The sequence below is a fragment of the Pseudoxanthomonas spadix BD-a59 genome (genome assembly GCF_000233915.3).
GTDB classification, from domain to species: domain Bacteria; phylum Pseudomonadota; class Gammaproteobacteria; order Xanthomonadales; family Xanthomonadaceae; genus Pseudoxanthomonas_A; species Pseudoxanthomonas_A spadix.
The window spans coordinates 702,654-720,538 of sequence record NC_016147.2; the positions used below are offsets into that span (position 1 = coordinate 702,654).

At 65.4% G+C, this 17,885-nt stretch carries 20 protein-coding genes; all 20 read right to left on the bottom strand.

The genetic code is table 11. From position 1 onward, the window contains the following. Positions 1-196: 196 nt before the first annotated feature. Complete coding sequence (locus DSC_RS03130; protein WP_014159671.1) at positions 197-1,021, bottom strand: DUF932 domain-containing protein; 825 nt, start codon at positions 1,019-1,021, stop codon at positions 197-199. Positions 1,022-1,215: 194 nt separating this feature from the next. Continuing rightward, positions 1,216-2,130: a DUF3577 domain-containing protein gene (locus DSC_RS03135; RefSeq protein WP_014159672.1), complete on the bottom strand. Its 915-nt coding sequence runs from the start codon at positions 2,128-2,130 to the stop codon at positions 1,216-1,218. Between the two features lie 366 nt (positions 2,131-2,496). After that, positions 2,497-2,862, bottom strand: coding sequence for a DUF3085 domain-containing protein (locus DSC_RS03140; protein ID WP_014159673.1), 366 nt, complete (start codon positions 2,860-2,862; stop codon positions 2,497-2,499). Positions 2,863-2,927: 65 nt separating this feature from the next. Next, on the bottom strand, positions 2,928-3,725 hold the full coding sequence (locus DSC_RS03145) for a hypothetical protein (protein WP_014159674.1): 798 nt from the start codon (positions 3,723-3,725) through the stop codon (positions 2,928-2,930). Positions 3,726-4,002: 277 nt separating this feature from the next. Further along, entirely contained in the window at positions 4,003-4,722 is a 720-nt protein-coding gene (locus DSC_RS03150; RefSeq protein WP_043290366.1) for a DUF5983 family protein, read from the bottom strand. An 83-nt stretch (positions 4,723-4,805) separates the two neighbouring features. After that, positions 4,806-5,504, bottom strand: coding sequence for a hypothetical protein (locus DSC_RS03155; RefSeq protein WP_014159676.1), 699 nt, complete (start codon positions 5,502-5,504; stop codon positions 4,806-4,808). A gap of 108 nt (positions 5,505-5,612) precedes the next feature. Further along, positions 5,613-6,077, bottom strand: coding sequence for a hypothetical protein (locus DSC_RS03160; protein ID WP_014159677.1), 465 nt, complete (start codon positions 6,075-6,077; stop codon positions 5,613-5,615). 99 nt (positions 6,078-6,176) lie between these two features. Beyond that, positions 6,177-6,569 (bottom strand): hypothetical protein, encoded by a 393-nt coding sequence (locus DSC_RS03165; protein ID WP_014159678.1) that lies wholly within the window; start codon positions 6,567-6,569, stop codon positions 6,177-6,179. Between the two features lie 25 nt (positions 6,570-6,594). Next, positions 6,595-6,846: a hypothetical protein gene (locus DSC_RS03170; protein ID WP_014159679.1), complete on the bottom strand. Its 252-nt coding sequence runs from the start codon at positions 6,844-6,846 to the stop codon at positions 6,595-6,597. An 873-nt stretch (positions 6,847-7,719) separates the two neighbouring features. Continuing rightward, positions 7,720-9,735, bottom strand: a complete 2,016-nt coding sequence (locus DSC_RS03175; protein WP_014159680.1) for a DNA topoisomerase III — start codon at positions 9,733-9,735, stop codon at positions 7,720-7,722. Between the two features lie 295 nt (positions 9,736-10,030). Next, the gene (locus DSC_RS03180; protein WP_014159681.1) at positions 10,031-10,429 is read right to left on the bottom strand and encodes a single-stranded DNA-binding protein; all 399 of its coding nucleotides are present in this window, start codon (positions 10,427-10,429) and stop codon (positions 10,031-10,033) included. A gap of 72 nt (positions 10,430-10,501) precedes the next feature. Continuing rightward, positions 10,502-11,050, bottom strand: coding sequence for a DUF3158 family protein (locus tag DSC_RS03185; RefSeq protein ID WP_043290367.1), 549 nt, complete (start codon positions 11,048-11,050; stop codon positions 10,502-10,504). Then, positions 11,047-11,838: a PFL_4669 family integrating conjugative element protein gene (locus tag DSC_RS03190; RefSeq protein ID WP_014159683.1), complete on the bottom strand. Its 792-nt coding sequence runs from the start codon at positions 11,836-11,838 to the stop codon at positions 11,047-11,049. Before DSC_RS03190 ends, DSC_RS03185 begins: the two co-directional genes overlap by 4 nt. 181 nt (positions 11,839-12,019) lie before the next feature. Next, entirely contained in the window at positions 12,020-13,201 is a 1,182-nt protein-coding gene (locus DSC_RS03195) for an STY4528 family pathogenicity island replication protein (protein WP_043290368.1), read from the bottom strand. A 4-nt stretch (positions 13,202-13,205) separates the two neighbouring features. Next, positions 13,206-13,766 (bottom strand): DUF2857 domain-containing protein, encoded by a 561-nt coding sequence (locus tag DSC_RS03200; protein ID WP_014159685.1) that lies wholly within the window; start codon positions 13,764-13,766, stop codon positions 13,206-13,208. Positions 13,767-13,783: 17 nt separating this feature from the next. Further along, on the bottom strand, positions 13,784-15,490 hold the full coding sequence (locus DSC_RS03205; protein WP_014159686.1) for a ParB family protein: 1,707 nt from the start codon (positions 15,488-15,490) through the stop codon (positions 13,784-13,786). Next, on the bottom strand, positions 15,483-15,725 hold the full coding sequence (locus DSC_RS03210; RefSeq protein ID WP_014159687.1) for a hypothetical protein: 243 nt from the start codon (positions 15,723-15,725) through the stop codon (positions 15,483-15,485). The genes DSC_RS03205 and DSC_RS03210 overlap by 8 nt, the downstream gene beginning before the upstream one ends. After that, entirely contained in the window at positions 15,709-16,572 is an 864-nt protein-coding gene (locus tag DSC_RS03215; protein ID WP_014159688.1) for a ParA family protein, read from the bottom strand. The genes DSC_RS03210 and DSC_RS03215 overlap by 17 nt, the downstream gene beginning before the upstream one ends. A gap of 35 nt (positions 16,573-16,607) precedes the next feature. Continuing rightward, positions 16,608-16,826 carry an AlpA family transcriptional regulator gene (locus tag DSC_RS15950; protein ID WP_014159689.1) on the bottom strand — a complete coding sequence of 73 codons (219 nt, stop codon included), beginning with the start codon at positions 16,824-16,826 and terminating at the stop codon, positions 16,608-16,610. 120 nt (positions 16,827-16,946) lie between these two features. Beyond that, positions 16,947-17,651 (bottom strand): hypothetical protein, encoded by a 705-nt coding sequence (locus DSC_RS03220; protein ID WP_425476606.1) that lies wholly within the window; start codon positions 17,649-17,651, stop codon positions 16,947-16,949. Positions 17,652-17,885: the final 234 nt, after the last annotated feature.

Below are 17,885 nucleotides of genomic sequence, written 5' to 3' on the forward strand. Positions count from 1 at the left end.
GGCTGCCTGGGCATGTTGCCGGCGAGGCCGGCGGACATGGGGGGTAGGTTGCGACCTGTTCTGGCACCAGGGGGAGCAGCAATGCGATTCCGGCCGACCCCCTGTTTTCCGGCACAGCGGCCCGTCTTGCAGGCCCGGCGATGCGTCGCGCAAGAAAAAGCGGACCAAGCCCGCGAGGGTCTGGTCCGCTGGACGCTTACGCTTTCAGTTTCTGCATGCCTTCGGCCAGCAGCCAAAGGGCGCGGTTCAGGCGCACGTTCTGGTCGATGCCTTGCACCGGCCGTGTGTGTTGCCGGCGCCCGTTGGCAGTGCGACCGTCCAGGCCCCCCTTGACCAGGTTCTCCTGCACGCGGTTGAACGTGGACCACAGGTCGGAACCACGGTCTTCGTACCGCCGTGGACGCAGCAGCTGGCTCTCCGTGATCGGCGCCGGCTTGGAACCGTCGTACTTCAGTTCCAGCGCCGAGCGCGCGAACACTTCCGCCTCGCCGCTGTCCAGCGAGATGGCGCGCATCGCCTCGCGGGACTGATCGACGCGCTCGAAGCCGCTTAGGACTTCGTAGGCGCCTTCGATGACGTGGGACGCGACGTCTCCCTTGTGGGGGACGCGCACGTCGGCAGTCATGTCGCCGAACACCAGACCGTTGTGGCAGGCAAAGACGAGGACGCCGGCCAGCATCTGGTAGCTGCTGGTGCCATCGTGCGAGTTGAGCAAGATGATTTCGTTGGCCTCGCTGCCGTTGATCTGACTGGCGTGCCGCAGCCGCAGCATGTGCTTGGTGTAGTCGCGGCGATCCTCCTGCCGCACGCGGGTCTGGCACACGAAGAACGGCTCGAAGCCTTCGTCGCGCAGCTTCGTCAGCACGGTGGCCGTGGGGATGTAGCTATAGCGCTCCGACCGGCTCTCGTGCGCGGCCTCGGCGAAGATGGACGGGGCGACGGTGCGGATCTGATCGTCCGACAGCGGGCGATCCGAACGCAGCACGGGAGATCCCGATCCGAAGCGAGATGCGAGTTGCATAGAAGTCTCCTTGAGAAAAAGCGCAAGCCGCCGCGCAGGCCCGAGGCCGGCGAGGATGGTTTGCAGGGATGAAGAACAGCCCGGACGGGCTGCGGGATGAGGGATGAACCGAGGCAACCGCATGCCGCCGACACCGAAGTGCCGGCGGCATGGATGCTTGGAGGAACGAACAGAGCCCGGATGGGCCTTGCGGATCAGAACGACGCCGCGAGGGCGGGCTCCTCCTCGGGCACTTCGACTTCCGCTTCCCGCGGGGCGGGCTGTGCGGACACCTCGGTGCCTTCTACGTCCTCGGCCTGGCCGCTTGCTTCGGGCGCGGGAGCGTCCTGGGTCGCGTCAGTCTCGGACCGCGGTGGATACATCTGTTGGCCATCGATCTTGATCAGGCCGATGTGGACCAGCTTCGATTCCAGGCTGGCCGCGGCTTCGCCGGCCTGCTCGCCCTTGGTGCGGATGTACGGATCGGCCTTCATGTCGTTGAGACGAAAAGCGATCAGTACCTTCTTCTCCGCCTCGACGGCCGACATGCAGCGCCGCACGAGATGCTGGGCATCGCGGTTGGCGACTATGGTGTCGATGTACCGGTAGTCCGGGTCATCGACGAGGCCAGCCAGCGCCGCGACAGTGCACGCCAGGAACGGATCGTTGTCCGCCGGCTTCACCATCTTGGGACGGTTGAGATAACCGATGCCGCGGGTGATCAGCTCGTGCTGTTCGATCGTCGCCAGTTCGGCACGATCCAGCAGCTCGGCCTTGAGCAGCCGCGCCTTGAGGCTGGCCGCCGGGTCGCCCTTGCGATCGCCCTTGGGACGGATGAACGGATCGACCCAGAGGTCGCCGAGACGGAAGCGCACGAGCGGACGACGCTTGGGATCGTCGATGCCGATGTAGCGCTGGACCAGCTTCTTGGCCTCTGCGCCGGACACCTTCACATCGAAGTAGCGGAAGGCTGGGTCCTTGGCGGAACCCACGAACGCGGCGATGGTGCAGGCCAGGAACGGCTGCGCCTTGCGGCCGCCGGTGGTCTTCACTTCGCGGGCGCGCTGGATGTAGCCGATGCCCGAGGTGTGAAGGTCGAAGTAGGACTTTGCGTTGGATGCTGTGGTCATGGTGAATCTCCAGACTTGGGATCAAGAATGCGGAGACACACCTGTCCCACGGCGGGGAGGTGCGTAACCCCGCGGTGGGTTGAGGAACATCGAGTGCATCACCACCAGCAGGCCGGTGGTCGTTCGCGCGAGGATGCGATGCGAACTGGTTCGGTCACACGGGCAAGCCGTGCGCAACCTGGAAGACCGAAAGTTGCTGGTTGACGCTGACAACATCAGCGGAACGTATCTGGCAGCGTACGCGCGGGGGCTGCCGATACGAGCAGGAATCGGCACCGGCTGGCGACCGCATTCGGCAGCGGGAAGCGAGCCGCCAAGTCTGCGCAAAGAAAAGCCCCCGGTGACGGGGGCTAGTGGGACGGGCGCTCAGTGATTGGCGGGTGCGGGGTCCACGGTCTGTAGTGACAGGTGCGTTTGGGTCGCCGAGAGTTCGAGGTCGTCCTCGCTGCTCTGGATCCGAGCGAACAGGCGATCCTGCGGATCGAAGTACTCGGCGAAGTCATCTCCGCCCAACTCGACGCGTGCCTGCTCCCACCAGGCGTTGAAGGGATCGACGTCTGGATTGCAGCCGACAGCGTAAGCGACCAGCTTCTGCCGCCCGTCGGGACGCCGCTCTCCGCGCTCGGCTAGGAAGTAGACGCCCTGATCCTTCACCAGGACAACGTGGCACCGGTTGGCCGCGGCTTCAGCGAGCACGGGCCGCAGATTCGCGTTCTTGAATCGAAGAGACATGGTGATCTCCTGAAGATGGGAAAAGAGGGAGGCTTCCCGCCGTGGGGCGGGAAGCGAGGCTGTGATCAGTGCCGGACGGCTTTGCGTCCTGACACGCATTGCACGCGGATGAACCGCCAGGAGCCGTCGTCGATCAGCCGCTCCAGTGTTTCGCCAAGATCGTCGAAGTACACCTCGTCGATCCGATCCACGAGCTCGTCGCCGCGGTGAAGCTCCATCACGTAGACGTCGGCGCCGCGGTCGTACAGCACGGTGACCTGTCCCGCGAACTTTCCAGTAGCGACGGTGAAGCCGATCGCCGGGGGCGTCTCGATGATCTTGTCCGGCGTCGGATCGACCCAGGTGAAGTCCTTCGCACCCGCATCGACCAGCATGTGAGTGATACGCCGAAAGCCGTCGGGAGCCGGCAACCTCTCCAACTGCTCGATCAGGTCACGCAGTTCGGGGCAGTTCGGCTCCGGGATCGGCAGCTTGGCCGGCGCGCTGCCCAGGATGTAGGTCTGCACCGTGTAAGGCACGCCTTCGGCCGTTCGTTCGGTCCGCTCTTCGGGCGTGTCCGCCCGCAGACCGTCGAAGCGACGCCTGGCATACGGTTCGACATGCACCTTGGCTCCCTCGTCGGGGTCGTCGGTCACGAGCGTCCGGTCGAGCACCGCGAACTCGGCGCGTCCGGTCTTGACGACGACGGCCTCGGCGGTCTTGGCGATGACCTTGCCGTCGAATGGCTTGGGATCGAAAGGGAACCCCAGGGCCGAAACCTTGGGCTGGCCATCGAAGATGTTGAACTTGAAGCTGCGGACGTTGGATGGCACGTGGCCCTGAACCAGCGTCGGCATCTGAGCACGAATGGCTTGGGTATCCATGGGAGACTCCTTGTGGAAAGCCAAGGGACTCCCGCCCGCAAGGGAGGAAAGTCCCTTGTGGGTGATGGACGCGACATGCGCCCGGGGATGAGGAACGACCGACGCGGCGAACCGCGTTGCAGTCTTGAAGGTCTCGACTGCCTGGGATGCTGCCGGCAGCGCCAGCAAACATGCAGGGAGCCTGACGGAATGCGTGGTCGGGATCGGCGGGAAATCGGAACTCCGCCGGCACCGGGTTCTGGAAAAGAAAGAGCCCCCGCGTGGGGGGCTCAGGGGTCTACTCTTCTTCGTACAGCTTCAGGCCTTCCAGTATCGGGGCATCGGCGTCGAACACCAGCACGCGAACGTCTGCCAATGCGGCAAGATGAAGCACCTCGACGAGACATTCCGGCATGCCTTTCTTCCGATGTTCCTGGCGCAGTCGTTCGGCGGAAATGCCTTCGACGTGCTGCAGGTTCTCGTCCGACCAAGGTGTGGCAATCAGCTTTACGCCGATCGCCGGGCTGTACGGAATGCGGAAGGCGACGAACAGGAAGCGGCTCGGCGTCGCGAGATCGGCCAGCTCGGCAAGATAGCGACCCGCCTCCTCGGTGATGTGCGCCGAACTGATTTCCCAGCACCGGCTGTAGAAGCCGGTCTCGAACTTCAGGCGTCGCACCACCTCGCGGGCGGTTGCCTCTGAGTAGGTATCGCCTATGTGCACGGGCTGACCGTCGAAGTCGTCCGCCCCGATGGCATAGGCGACGGTGCGTACGATGCCTTCAGTCTGGCACTGGTTCTCCAGCTCTTCGGGCACCTCCTGCCCTTCGGTGATCAGCGCGAAGTCCTTGCCGATGAGGCAAGGAAACAACGCGACTTGGCCGTCGGGAAGATGCGCCTGGCTGGCGTGTAGCGGCCGCCAAACCGGCGGGCAGTCGTCCTCATACGTGATGAGGAGCGTTCGGACAACGCGCGGGTTCTGATAACCGCGGGAAAATGGGTTGTCGATTTTGGACATGGGATTTGCTCCAGCAAAAGTATGGCTGGGTCAATCCCCTGCTGGGGACTGAATCCCCAGCGGGTGAATGAAGTCGCGGCCGATCAGACGGGCGCGGGTGATGACGCGGTGCCGAGCAGTTGCTCGATGACACGCCTACGCAGGCGATCGCGAATCGATTCCTCGCTGACGCCCGCAAGTAGCGACAGCGTTTCCTTGGCGATCCTGGCGGCGGCCTGGTCGAGGTCGTCGGCGAGAATCGCCTGGCGCAGGTCCAGTCCCAGGTCCAGGGCTTGTCTGGATCCGCTGAATACGCTCAGCTCCCGGCTCAGGAAACAGCCCTCGCCGCCGAACTCGAATAGCCGAGGCTTGCTGCAGTGCCAGCAGCCCTCGAACTGGATGGCGGCCAGGTTGTAGCCGTCGTTGAAGCACGAAGCGATCAGCATCAGCGCTTCCAGGTCCGCCGAATCCTCGAACTGATGGTGTTCCACCAGGTTCTGCAGCTCCGGGTTCTGGTCTGTGCCGAAGTGCTTGGCCAGCACTTCGATGATCGTTCCCATCGGATCATTTTCCGAGTCGTCGTCGTCCGGTACAGGCAGGTCGAGCTGGCTGGCCAGATCGGTCAGGGCCTCCAGCACATCGCTCCACTGCGGGTCGCTGGATTCGGAGAGACGAGCGATGTAAGCCTGCCCGTCGCCGGGGTAGGACTCGTCCAGATCGAAACCGCCGAACAGCGCGGTGATGACGGGTGTGACGCGTTCAAGCATCAGGACGCCGGTGGCGTCGTAGTAGTCGTTGGCCATGGTGGCTCCTTTGGGATGAAAGCGCGGAGCCACGCCCCTGCGGACGATGGCATCCGCAGGGAAAAGCCCGAGGCCGCAAGGCTCCGGGCGGTGAAAGGCCAGCGAGGATCAGTCGCCGAAGTCCGTGGGATCGCCCAGGGTCTTCAACAGGTCGATCAAGCCGCCGTTGGCAAGCTGGTACAGCGCGTTGTAGTCGTCGCCGGTCGGCGCCTGTTCCAGGCGGTCGAGCCGGCCGTCCAGGTCGAGGATGCTCTGGCGTACTTCTCGGGCGAGCACCAGCGCCGATGAGGGTTTCTCGTCATCGTCGGTCTCGCCCAACGCCGCAAGCAAGGCTCTGGGTGACAGCGCATCCCGGAGGGATTCGTACACGCCTGGTGTCTCGATGCGGCAGACCGCTTCGGCCGGGTCGTCGCCAATGGAGAAGCGGGTGATCTCGTCGTCGTCGGCACCTTCGGTGTCGTAGTCGACGATCGCGATCCGCGGAAGCGGGATCGCACCGGACCAATCCTGGACGATGATGGCTTGGACGAGGCCGCCTTCAAGGACGACGGCGATAGAGGGAATTCGGGACATGATCGCTCCTGGGAAAAGAAGGAGGGACATGGCCCCGAACGGGGACGCATGTCCCTCGTGGGGTTGGAAAAGGAAAGGTGCTGGATTGCCGGAGGCGGCTCACCAGCCGGTGTAGTGCAGCGTCAGGTCCGCGATGACCTTGCGCCGCTCCAGATCGAGGCCGCCGAGATCGGACAGACCCTCGAAGCCGCAGCGCTTGAGCATCGCACCGCCTTCGCGGGAGTTGTAGAAGCTCACCATGGCGGAGAGGAACATCCGCTGGCCGCTGCTGAGGACGCCCAGGGCGTCATTGAGCATCAGCATGTTGGGACGCAGATCCCACTTGCTGTTGGCCCGCTGCAGGCCTTCGCGCGTGCCATCGCCGAACCATTCGGCACCGGCGATTTCCGCGCCGCGCTTCCAGGCCTCGAAGAAGGCCTTTGGCGCCTCGGCGAAGTGCCGTTCCTCCAGCGCGATCTGATCAAGTACTTCGATGGGAAGAGACAGGTTCATGAGAGTGCTCCGGGGTGGTTGGATTTCAGGGTTCGAGACGCTGTTGCCATCGCCCGGTCGTCAGGGCGTGGTTGGCCGCTTGATGGGAACGGAAGTACTCGACGGACTCTCGGGAAACGGGGCCGTCGTCGTCGGCGGTGCCGATGTAGTGGCCTGTGGCGCTGTGACGTATCTGCAGCAGCAGGCGCTTGCCCGTGTAGGCCAAGGCGAGATAGCCGATGGATTCGGCACGGGCTTGTGCAGCGCTCAATGACGCTGGTGTGGAGGCAAGGGGCATGGCTTCTCCTGGCTGAGGGAGCGGGAGGCCATGTCCTGACGGGCATGGAACTTCCGTGGAGGTGGACAAGAAGGCATCGGCGTCGGGATGGACGCTCGTCCGCAATACGATGCGGAGCGGACTGGTTCGGTCATGCGGGGGAACCGCATCGCAGCCTGGAAGACCGAGGCTGCTGGCATGGTGCTGACAGGAGTCAGCGACGCATGGGCACAGGATTGGGCGTGCGCGCGTGCGCGTCATTCAGCAATCGGGACTGGCTGCCTCCCGATTGCCGGTTCGCAAGAATTCGGTTCGCGCGCCCGCCAGTGGTCGGTCGGGATGGGGTGCACTCGGTGTCGGCCGCTCGACGACAGGGGGTGTGCCAGGTTCGTCGGTCCCGCGTTTCTGGAAGGCAGGAGAAAGGCGCCGAAGGCTTGCGCCTTCGGCGACGGAGGAAGAAACCACCCGTGGGCTGTCGCAGGGACTTGGCCGTCGGTGGAGCCTGTCGCTGCATCAGCAGTCGCACCCGACCCATGTCGTGGCTGGGGTCGAAATTCTTCGGCACACATCCGTGCACAAAGGGAGCCCGTTGTTTCACCGGCGGGCACCGGCACTGATTACCGTCGACCCGAGGGGTCTCCCGACGACTCGCATCACGCTGGAAGCGGCAAGCCTTCGGGGGACCCCTCGCGGTGGACGCAACGACGCCGATCATGGGAACCGCGCAGATGCGATTCGAGGAGCAAGGGCCTTCTCGTCCCGCGGGCCGTGGGGCATGGCGGGACGCGCACACCGTTGCAGAAGGTGACGCGCGCTGGGGAGTCCCGCGGGGTGCGCGGGCGTTGGGCCATGCCGCCGGTGGAACGGCTGGCGCGGCGCGGGGTTCGTGGAGCGTCAGGACGCCTTGGGTGCGGTGCGCCGCTTGCGCGGCGCGCTGCGCTTGCCGCCGGTCGCGGATTCGATGGCCATCGTGCCCTTGCAGTCCGGATAGCGGCTACAGGACCAGAAGGCACCGCTCTTGCCCGTGCGCTGGCGCATCGGCGAGCCGCATTGCGGACAGGCTGGCGCGGGTGGCAGTTGGATGGAGAGCGTTGCGGTGCGGTATTGCTGCACGAGCTGGGCGACCCAGGCGGATTGCTTGGCGATGAAGGCGTCCAGCGTCATCTGCCGCGCTTCGATCATGTCCAGCGCCTGTTCCCACACGGCGGTCGTGCCCGGATCTGCGATCGCTGGCGGCACCGCGTCGATCAGGGTGAAGGCCGCATCGGAAGCCCGGATCGCGCGGCCCTTCTTCAGCAGATAGCCGCGGCCCAGCAGTCCGTTGATGATGTTGGCGCGCGTGGCCTCGGTGCCGATGCCGGTGGTGTCCTTGAGCTTCTGCTTGAGCCGCGGGTCGGTGACCAGCCTGGCGACGCCCTTCATGGCCTTGACCAGCTCGCCCTGCGTGTACGGCTTGGGCGGCAGGGTCTTCAATGCCTTCAGATCGACGGCGCCGATGGGGCATGACAAGCCGGCGTGCAGCGCGGGCAGCACCTGGCTGCGCTGTGCGTCCTCGTCCGGTTCGTCCGGTGCCGGCGCCGCCAGCACCTGGCGCCAGCCGGTCACGACAATCTGCTTGCCGACCACGGTGAGCGACTGGCCGGCGCACGCGAACTGCGCCACGGTGCGGTCGAACTCGTGATGCGGCAGGAACTGTGCGAGGTAGTGGGCGCGGATCAGTCGGTAGACGGCCAGCTCCTTGTCGTTCAGGGCCGATAGGTTCGCCGGTTCGAGCGTTGGAATGATGCCGTGGTGCGCCGTGACCTTGGCGTCGTTCCATGCGCGCGAGCGCTGATGGGGATCGAGCTTGGCGACCAGCGGGCGAAGGCTTGGATCGGTCTTGACCAGGCTGTCGAGTACGGTCGGCACTTCGGCCAGCATGTTCTCGGGCAGATAGCCCGAATCCGAGCGAGGATAGGTCGTGGCCTTGTGCGTCTCGTAGAGGGACTGCGCGATGTCCAGCGTCTCCTGCACGTCCAGCCCAAGCTGCTTGGAACACACTTCCTGAAGCGTTCCCAGGTCGAACGGCAGCGGCGGTCCCTCGCGCATGCGCTCGGTCTCGACGGACACCACTTGCGCGCTGACGGCCGCGCGCATGCGTTCGTCCGCCTGCTGCGCGACGGGCTGCTGCAGGCAGCGCCCGGCGTCGTCGGTGCAACCCGCCGGAGGCGTCCAGTTGGCCACGAAGGACTGGCCGGCATGAGCCAGCAACACCTCGATCGTCCAGAACGGCACGGAGACGAAGCGCGCGATCTCGCGGTCGCGGTCCACGACGAGCTTCAGCGTCGGCGTCTGCACGCGACCGACCGACAGCACGCCGGAATAGCCGGCCTGGCGCCCGAGCACAGTGAATAGCCGGCTCAGGTTCATGCCGATCAGCCAGTCGGCGCGCGAGCGCGCCAGGGCCGAGTAGTACAGCGGCAACGTCTCGCCGGACGGCTTGAGCGCGCCGAGTGCCTTGCGGATCGACGCATCGTTGAGCGCGGACAACCACAGCCGTTGGATCGGGCCGCGGTAGCCGCAGTAGTCGATCAGCTCGCGGGCGATCATCTCGCCCTCGCGATCGGCGTCGGTCGCGATCACCAGATCGGTGGCCTGTGCCAGCAGCTGCTTGACGACCTTGAACTGCGTGGCGGTCTTGGCCTTGACCACGACCTGCCAGTGCTGGGGAATGATGGGCAGCGGTTCCAGCGCCCATCGCTTGTACTGCTCACCGTAGGCTTCCGGGGGAGCGGTCTCGATCAGATGGCCGATGCCCCAGGTCACGCCGAGGCCAGAGCCGGTGTAGCAGCCGTTGCCTCGCTGCGTGGCGCCCAGGACGCGGGCGATGTCCTTGCCCTGGGAAGGCTTCTCGCACAGAACCACGCGCATGAAGCCTCCTGATGTGCGTGAGGGTCATTGAATGACCGTCAGCATTCCCCGGCAGCCGCGAATGTGGCAGCAAACAACACGGCAGCGGGGGATCCCAGGTTCTGCTGGCGCAAGCGCGCCGTCATCCAGGCTGCGGCCGCAGTGCACGGGCCTGCACGGTCCGGAAGCGTCTGCTTCGGCGCTGGCGCAGCGCTCCATGGACGCCAGTGGAACTATCCCCTGGGGATAGGGCGCGTCCGGGCGCTGCGAGGAAGTGGAGCAGCTCTCCGCGAGCGCGGCGCTGCTCCACCGGGTTTCACGTGGCGTCCGGGTCCGGATCGGTGCTGGCCGGCTTGGCGCTGAGCTTCACGGACTCCACGCGGAACGGCAGGATGCCGACGCGGCGCGCTTCGATCTTGAACGTGGTGCGCTCGTTCTCCTCGGCATCTTCCCACTCGTCCTTGACCGTGCGGCCCTCGACCAGCACCCGCATCCCCTTCTGATACAGGGTCTGCCAATGCTCGGCATCGCGATGCCACAGTTCGACCGGCGCCCAATAGCCGCCGCGGTCCTCGTAGCCGTCCTTGGTCGGGACGGGGTTGTCGAAGTAGACGTTCAGGCGCAGCAGCCTGCGCGGCTCCTCGTTGCCGTGGGGGAACTCCCGGAAATCCGGCGCAGAACCGATGTTGCCTTCGCCGACGAAATGCGTGCTCATGTGTGGACTCCTGTGGTGGTGGGAATGACCTGCGCTACCGTGGTTGGCGCAGTGGCTGGGGGTCGAAGTCGGTCAGGTGTGCGCTGCGCCGTTCGACCCGGGCTGGGATGCAGCGGTCCCGCTGCGGCGCTGGTAGACCGCATGCGCCTGGTCGAGCTTGCTGGCGCAGTCGACGGCTTGCCGGCCCAGGGTATGCAGCAGGCTGATCTGCATGTTCAGCACGACGCGCTGGACCTCCATCGCGAACAGGTCGTCGATCAGGGTGTCCGGCGTGGCGGGGCTCTCCATCAGCTCCTGCCACAGGGCCACGCCCATCGCGGAGCGGTCCTGCCTGCGCCAGCGCAGGAAGACGGTGCCTGCGCCAGTGGTTTGCTGGGCCAGTTGAATGGGCAGCAGGCGGAAGGGATAGGTGCCGGCCTGCGCCAGCACGCGCCGCTGCGCCAGTTCGATCAGCCCGTCCCGCAGCGCGTGGCACTGGCCGGCCCAGTCCTGAAGGGTCCTCTTACCCTTAAAGGGTCTTAAAAGGCCTTTTAGAGAGGCTGCGTGTTCCAGTTGCTGGAAGTCCGCCTGTTCCAGATTGAAGAAGCGCCGGGGAGCGCTCGCGTCGAGGGAGGGCTTCATGCTGGCTCACCCCCATCGGCTTCTGACGGCGTTGCCCCCGGTTCGGCGCGGTCATCCTCGTTCGATTCGTGCTCGTCCACCGCCGCCGAGCGGCGCGATGGCGACGACGACAGTGGGGAGCGACGCGCGATGGGAGGGGCGTAGCGCGAACGGCGCGTGCCTTCGAGAACGTCCTGTGGCAGCTCTCCATACTTCTCGACTGCGGCACGCGCGGCGGCGTTCTTGGCGGCGAAGTCATCGCGCGTGCAGCCGGAATAGCGGTACTGCTGCGCCAGCGAGAACAGGCTGCGCAGCGCATGGGCGCCCTCATTGAGCCAGCGCTCCAGCGTCGAGCGATCGATCAGCGCGGTGTGATGGGCCAGGATCAGCTTCCGCGCCAGGTCGTCGTAGTCCGCCAGCAGGTAGACGGCCATGAAGCCGAGCTGGGCGTTGACGAACAAGGGCAGCTTGACCGGCTGTACGTTGAGGTTCTCACCCAGCGACAGAGCTGGCGGCACGTTCGAGAGCGCTTGGTCGACCTGCTCGCGCAGCGTCTGCAAGCTGGCTTTGGTTTGCGCGAGCTTGTCTTCGATCCGAAGCATCCACCAGTCGCTATACGGATCGTCCTGCTCGGCGCCGCGCTTCATTTTGTTCATGACGGCGATGTAGCCGTTGAGGCCGACGATGCCGGGCCGGCCTTCTGCAGCAGCGCGGCCGTGCCAGATGCGCGAGGCATGATGGGTGTGCAGCGTCAGTGACATCGCACTGCGCAGCGACCCGAGATTGAGTTGCAAGGGTTCGTTGGCCATGGAGACGACTCACAGTTGGTGAACGAGTTGCGAGCATCCCGGCGAGCAGGAAGGCCGTCAGTCAACAAAGCGCACTAGCGCCCCGCCAGTTTCCGGTCGCGGAAGGCAAGCTGTTCCAACTATCCCCAGGGGATAGCTCCAGGGAGAGCCAAGGCGGTCTGATCACGCGGACGAAACGCCGTCACGACTTGCTCAACAACGATCGCAGCTCCGACAGGCGGGCCTGGACGACTTCGGGACTCGCCGGTTTGGCGGCGGGTGCGGGATTGCCGGCGTGCTTGGCGGCGCCGGATTCGGCGTCTGATTGGCCTGCCCACGCCTTGAACTCCCCGCGGATCGCCTTCTGGATGATGCCGAACAGGTAGCCCGCAGGATTGCGCACCGTGCTGCCCCGGCAGCGCGCATTCCATTCGTCGAGCACGGACTGGCGCAGGTCGGCGTCGACCTGCTGCAGGGCCACCAGCGCGCCGGCCTGCTGCTCGTGTTTCAGGTGCCCGAAGCGTTCGGGCAGGCGGAGGTTCTGCAACGCGCGCGGTACTGTACGTACTTCATTTATACGACTACTCAGTACTTCAGTACGGTCCTGCTTCGGATTCCGAAGAGAGGCGGATTCGCCGGGTTTCCCGCCTGCTTCGGAATCGGAAGACGGCTGCGATCGGTTCCGAAGAGGGGGTGCGGCGCCTTCTTCGGATTCCTGGTCCGCTTGATCCTGTGGATAAGTCTCTTGCTCGTCGGCGGGCTGTCGGGCCATGCGCTGTGCCAGCACTTGGAGACGTGTTGGCAGCACGCGGCCGTTGAGCAAGGGATCATCGGTCAGTTCGCGCAGCGCCTGCTGTCCTACGCGCTGAACGGCCTTGCTCGCATGGGTCAGGGCCTGGCTGATCAGCTCCAGGTAGCCCGAGTCGAGCTGCATGGCCTCGAACGGACTCAACGGTTCGTCGTGCAGCACGTACAGGTTGCCGAGGATGCGACCGCTTCTGGCGTCGCGCCGCCGGCGCACCAGGCTGAACCAGCGCGTGAGCCGCAACACCGTCAAGGCGCGTGCGACGGTTTCGTGGGACGCTTTCGGCACGCAGGGCATCGAGGTCAGCCATGGGCGCAGTTGCTCGTAGGTCGGCCACGCAGTCAGGCCGTCGTCGTTGAGCATCAAGCGACACACCTGCCAGGCGTTGCGCTCCAATGGCGTGAGCCGTCGATCGAAGAACAAGGCTCGCGGCACCGCCTCGTGGCGATTGCCACTGAACAGAAAGCCGTCTTGGGGGCCGCTGTCGCGGGTGCGCGCAGCTTCCAGGCGCTGCAAGGCGCCGTCGAGGATGGTCGATAGCGAAACGGGGCCAGTCGCGTCAGAGCGTGGCGTCGTCATGGGCCTACACCAGCCCTTGATCGATCCAGCTCCGTATCGCGGCCCAGAGCACCGACATGGGCAAGGACAGCGACTCGGCCAGGTCCATCGTCAACGTCAGCATCGCGCTTTCGTCATCCAGTGCGATGCCGCGCTCCGCGATGGCGGGCTTCCAGCGATGCCACAGGGCAGTCTCCTGCTCCTCGTTCAGCACCGGGTGCCGACCCTTGCGCTTCGGTAGCCCCAGGATCTCGCGCCGCAAGGCGACTTCCTGGTGGGTGAGTCCATAGAACTTGCTGACCATCTCGGTACTGGCACCGAGTCTGAGCATGCGATCGACCGTGCTGATCTCGTGCTCAATGTCGTGCATCTGGCTGACCAGCCGCCACAGCATGTCTTGGTTCACCTTGACCGTGCACCAGGGCACGCGCGCGTTGGCCAACAGCGCGACCAACGCCGGCTGCTTGAGCACGTCCAGCTCGCGCTCTCCGAACCCCATCGCCAGGCAGCGGCGCAGTTGGCCGTTGCGCAGGTCGTGCAGGGCCTGGGCGACAACAGCTTGGTTCAAGGGATGGGGTGCCGTCATGATCGCCTCCGATCCGATCAGCCCGAGGATGCGTCGCTGGCGTCTGCTTCCAGGTCCAACAGGCGACGCGCCAGCCGCAACAGGCGAAAGAGCTTGACCAGCCCGGTATCGCTGAGGCGAGGCATGGTGGCGGGCGCGCTTCCCAGCAGCAGCGTGCCGAGCGCCGTTTCCAGGGGGAACGGGTCGCGCCGCGCGCCGGCAGGTGGTTCAGCGCCATGGCCCATGGCCTGCAGCAGGGCCAGCACCGCCCGGCCGAACGGCGGCAGCGCGGCCGTGCGGGGAGCGAGGCATACGAAACCGAGACCGGCGTCCGACGCGCCGATGCAGTCGGCCAGCTGCGCCTCCTCGGCGATCTCGCGGGCAAACTGCGCGATGTGCGTGCGCAATCCTTCGGGCGTGTCCAGTCCCGGCTCGATGTACCAAACGTCGGTGATGGGAAAGAGACCGCCGGCCTGGACTGGAATGGCGCGCAGCACGTTATCGCGGAAGTCCGGCCGGTCTTCGCCGGTGTGCTCGGCGACCAGCTGTTGAATCGCCTGCAGCCGTTCGGTGCTGGTCGCCGGCGAGACGATGTGGTCTTGCAGCCGCTGGTTCTCTTCGTCCTCGGGTGCTGCCTGTGCCGGAGGAAGCATCGGCGGCGCTTCGGGTGGCGGCGCCTGCTTGGCTGCTGGCCTCGGCTGGCTCTCCTTCGAGGCTTCGCCTGTCTGCCGGCTTGGCGGCGCTGCCGCTGTCCCGGGTGGTGGTGCCGACGCGGGTAGTTGAGACGCAGATGCAGGATTCGATGACGACGGTGGCGCCGGTGTTTCCGCCGGCAACGTCGGCGGGCTGTTCACCGCGCGCTGTCGGCCTTCGACGTTGACGATATCCAGTTCCAGCGCGTTGTAATCGATGCCGAGCAGGTCCGACATCTGGCCGATCAATTCGTCCTGAACGCGCTGTGCGGTGAAATCGTCGGGCTGTGCGTCGAACTGCGCCAGGACCTCGTGGAACAGCGTGTCGAAGTCGGTCGGCTGCACCTTGCCGTGTACGCGCGTCTCCCAGGCCCACTCGGCGGCCTTGCGCAGGACCGCCAGCCGCTCGACCTGATGCCGGCCAAGTCCGCCGTAGAGCACATTGGGGATCGCGGGCAGCAGGTAGCGCACAGTGTCCTGCATCCGGCTGATGTGCGACTGCTGGATCGGATAGCCGTCTGCGGCAAGACGGCGGGCGAGTTCGGACTGCGACAGCGGCTTGCCGACCTCCTGTTCGTACAGCTCGCGCGCCTTCTCGATGCCAAGGGCACGTTCGATGAACGTGAGGCCGCCATGCAGTTCGTTCTCGGCCAGGTGGCCGGTCAGCGCGATGATCTCGCCGCGTTCAGGCCAGGGCCTGAACAGGCACGAGATGCGGAAGAAGCGCTCGTCCTTCGTCTCCGACCACAGCTCGCGCAGGATCGCCAGCCGCGTGTTGCCGCCATTGCGGATGATGTAGTGGTCGGCGTCGGGCCGCCGGGTGATCGGTGGCGGCGCGTCCAGGCCGCGCTCACGGATCGACGCCTTGATTTCGTCGTAAAGCGGATTGCGGGTGATGCGTGGATCCAGCTCGTAGGAGCGCAGTTCGTCGAGCGTCACGACCATCGGCGTGTCCGCGATGGGATCGCTCAATGCCCGCGCGACGGGGCTTTGTCGTTGGAAGCCCTCGGCCAGGAGCTTCGAGGCCATGTCGGCTGGCGTCAGGTCAGCCATGGCCGTCTCCTGGCGCGCTTGCCTGCCGATCGGCACGTCGGAGCTGGGTGCGCGCGTTGCGCGCGGCGCGGTGGTCGCTTGCGGTGGAGCCGGTATAGATCGGCGGCAGGCCCGGCTTCGTGAATTTCAGATGGCCGCCGGGCGTCCGCACGACGTCCCAGCCCTCGCGCAGCGCGAAGTCGATCAGGCCGCGAAGCTGCTTGTGCCCACGCGTCAGGTCATGGGCGCTGGACACGGCCTGTCTCCTTCGGCGTTTTCCCGTCGACCTGGCTGAAAGCCTCCCGCCATTGGGGGAGCAGCTCGCAGGCAACCGCCCGGATCGTCTCCAGCGCGGAAGGCGCGCTGCGTCCGGTGGGGCGCCGGTTCTCTACGCGATGGACGGGCAAGCCCTGCGTCGCCGCGCGCGGATAGGCTTCGATCGCCGGAATGGCCGTGTCCAGCACGCGCACGTCGCTGCGTCCCTCGAATATCTGGCGCAATGCCTGCTGGATCACGCGGGCGTTGGCCGATACCGGATGCACGCGGTTGATCAGCAGGTTCAGCGGGGGCGGCTTGATGCCCAGGTGCCGGTAGGGGGCGATGTCCTCGATCAGTTGCAATGTCCCCCGGCGCAGCTCGCGCGCCGCGAGAATCTCGGGTGTCACTGGCGACAGCGCCACGTCCGAGGCCAGCACGGCCATCTCCAGCAGCGCACTGCGCGCGCCCTGCGTGTCGAGCAGCACCAGGTCGTAGCTCGCCTGGAATGCGGGCAGCAGATGCCGCAGGCGCAGGCGCCCATCGGGCGCGTGCAGCAGCAGCGTGTTCAACTGCCCCCTGTCGTCGTTGGAGAGCACCAAGCTGAGGCCGTCGATGCAGGTATGGGAGACGAGCCGCTCCAGGTTCTGTTCGTTGAACGCGAGCAGTTCGTAGATCCCACAGGGCGCCCGATGCATAAGCGGGTAGTAGCTCGATAGCGTGGGTTGCACGTCAAGGTCGAGCAACAGGACGCGCAGGCCAGCGTCCGCGGCGAAACCGCCCAGATTCGCGGTCGTCGTGGTCTTGCCAACGCCGCCCTTGGTGGAAATGATGGAGATGACTAACATCGTCTCGCTCCTCGTCGTATGGGTGAAGGGCGAGTTCAGACGCGCTGTTTTCGGCGCTCGGCGATCCACTGCTCTACTTCGAGTGAATCCCAACCGACGGCACGAATCCCGAGGCGAATGGCTTTCGGGAACTTGCCGGCTCTCATCAGGTTGTAGAGGTGCGCGCGCTTGAATCCAGTCTTGGCTTCAACTTCGTCGCGACGCAGGATGCGATGCTCGACCGCGGGGAGCGGGAGGGGTGTTTCCTCCGACATGGAGTCACTCCTTAGCGCTCAGGTGCGCTTGTTAGGGTGACTCGTAATTGAATAGACCAAGACGAGGATAACCACCGCAAATGCGGTTTCCGCGACCGCAGATACGGGCTTGCATTGCTGTCAGTTGGCCGATCGCAGCTTCCGGCGTGCCTGAGCAAACTTGGCTTGCAGCGTCCGCTCGGCGATGCCCATGAGATTCCCGTGGTGCGCGATCAGGGCGCTGATCACCGCTTCCTGGCTGGTGAAGCGGGAGTAAGGAGTTCCAGACGGCGTGTGCCCGAGCATCACTTCCAGCAATGCGCCGACGATGTTCAAATAGGTCGCCTCGGCTCGATCGCTGAGCGGACAAAGCGCGCAGGAGGCAGTAGGCGCGTCCTGCTTCTTCAGTTGGTCTTGCAGCGCCTGCACTTGGTGCCGGCACAGATCCAGTTGAGACTTCAGAGCCTCGCGCTCCACCAGGAGGGCCTGGCCGGCCTCGACCGTGATGACCGGATGGACAACTCGCTCGGCACGGGAGAAGAGAAATGCTGGTCGTTGGCCCGGATAGGTGTGAGCCATCCAGCGCTTGAGGTCGACATGGCGAATGGTGAGGTCGGGCGAATCCCATAAGGACTCGTCGTGCATCGTGATGCCGTTTTGCCCGTAGGGCAATTCGCCATGAATGATCGCATCGTAGATGCGATCGGTGCACAGGCGTAGCTCGTTGCAACGAGGGCAATCCAGAGTCGCTGGCAACCTCCGTGATCGTACGGTTGCCAGGATCTCGTCCCTAAACCGGAACAGCCCGGCCCATCGGATAGCAGCGTCGATGGGCCGGTAGTACACGGCCGACAATGAAGTCCTTTGCATGTCGCTGTCTCCCAGCCGCCGCTACCTCATCGAAGACTCCTCAGTGCCCAGCCATCGGGCGGTGCGTAGAAGATCGCAACTCGACGTGGTTCGATGTCGAGCCACGCTGCCGGACGGATCGCGATCAACCGCGCCGAAGGGGTTGCACTCAACCCCGCTGGCAGTAGGATGTGAATTGCCTACGACCGAGCCATTGCCAGGGCTGGCGGG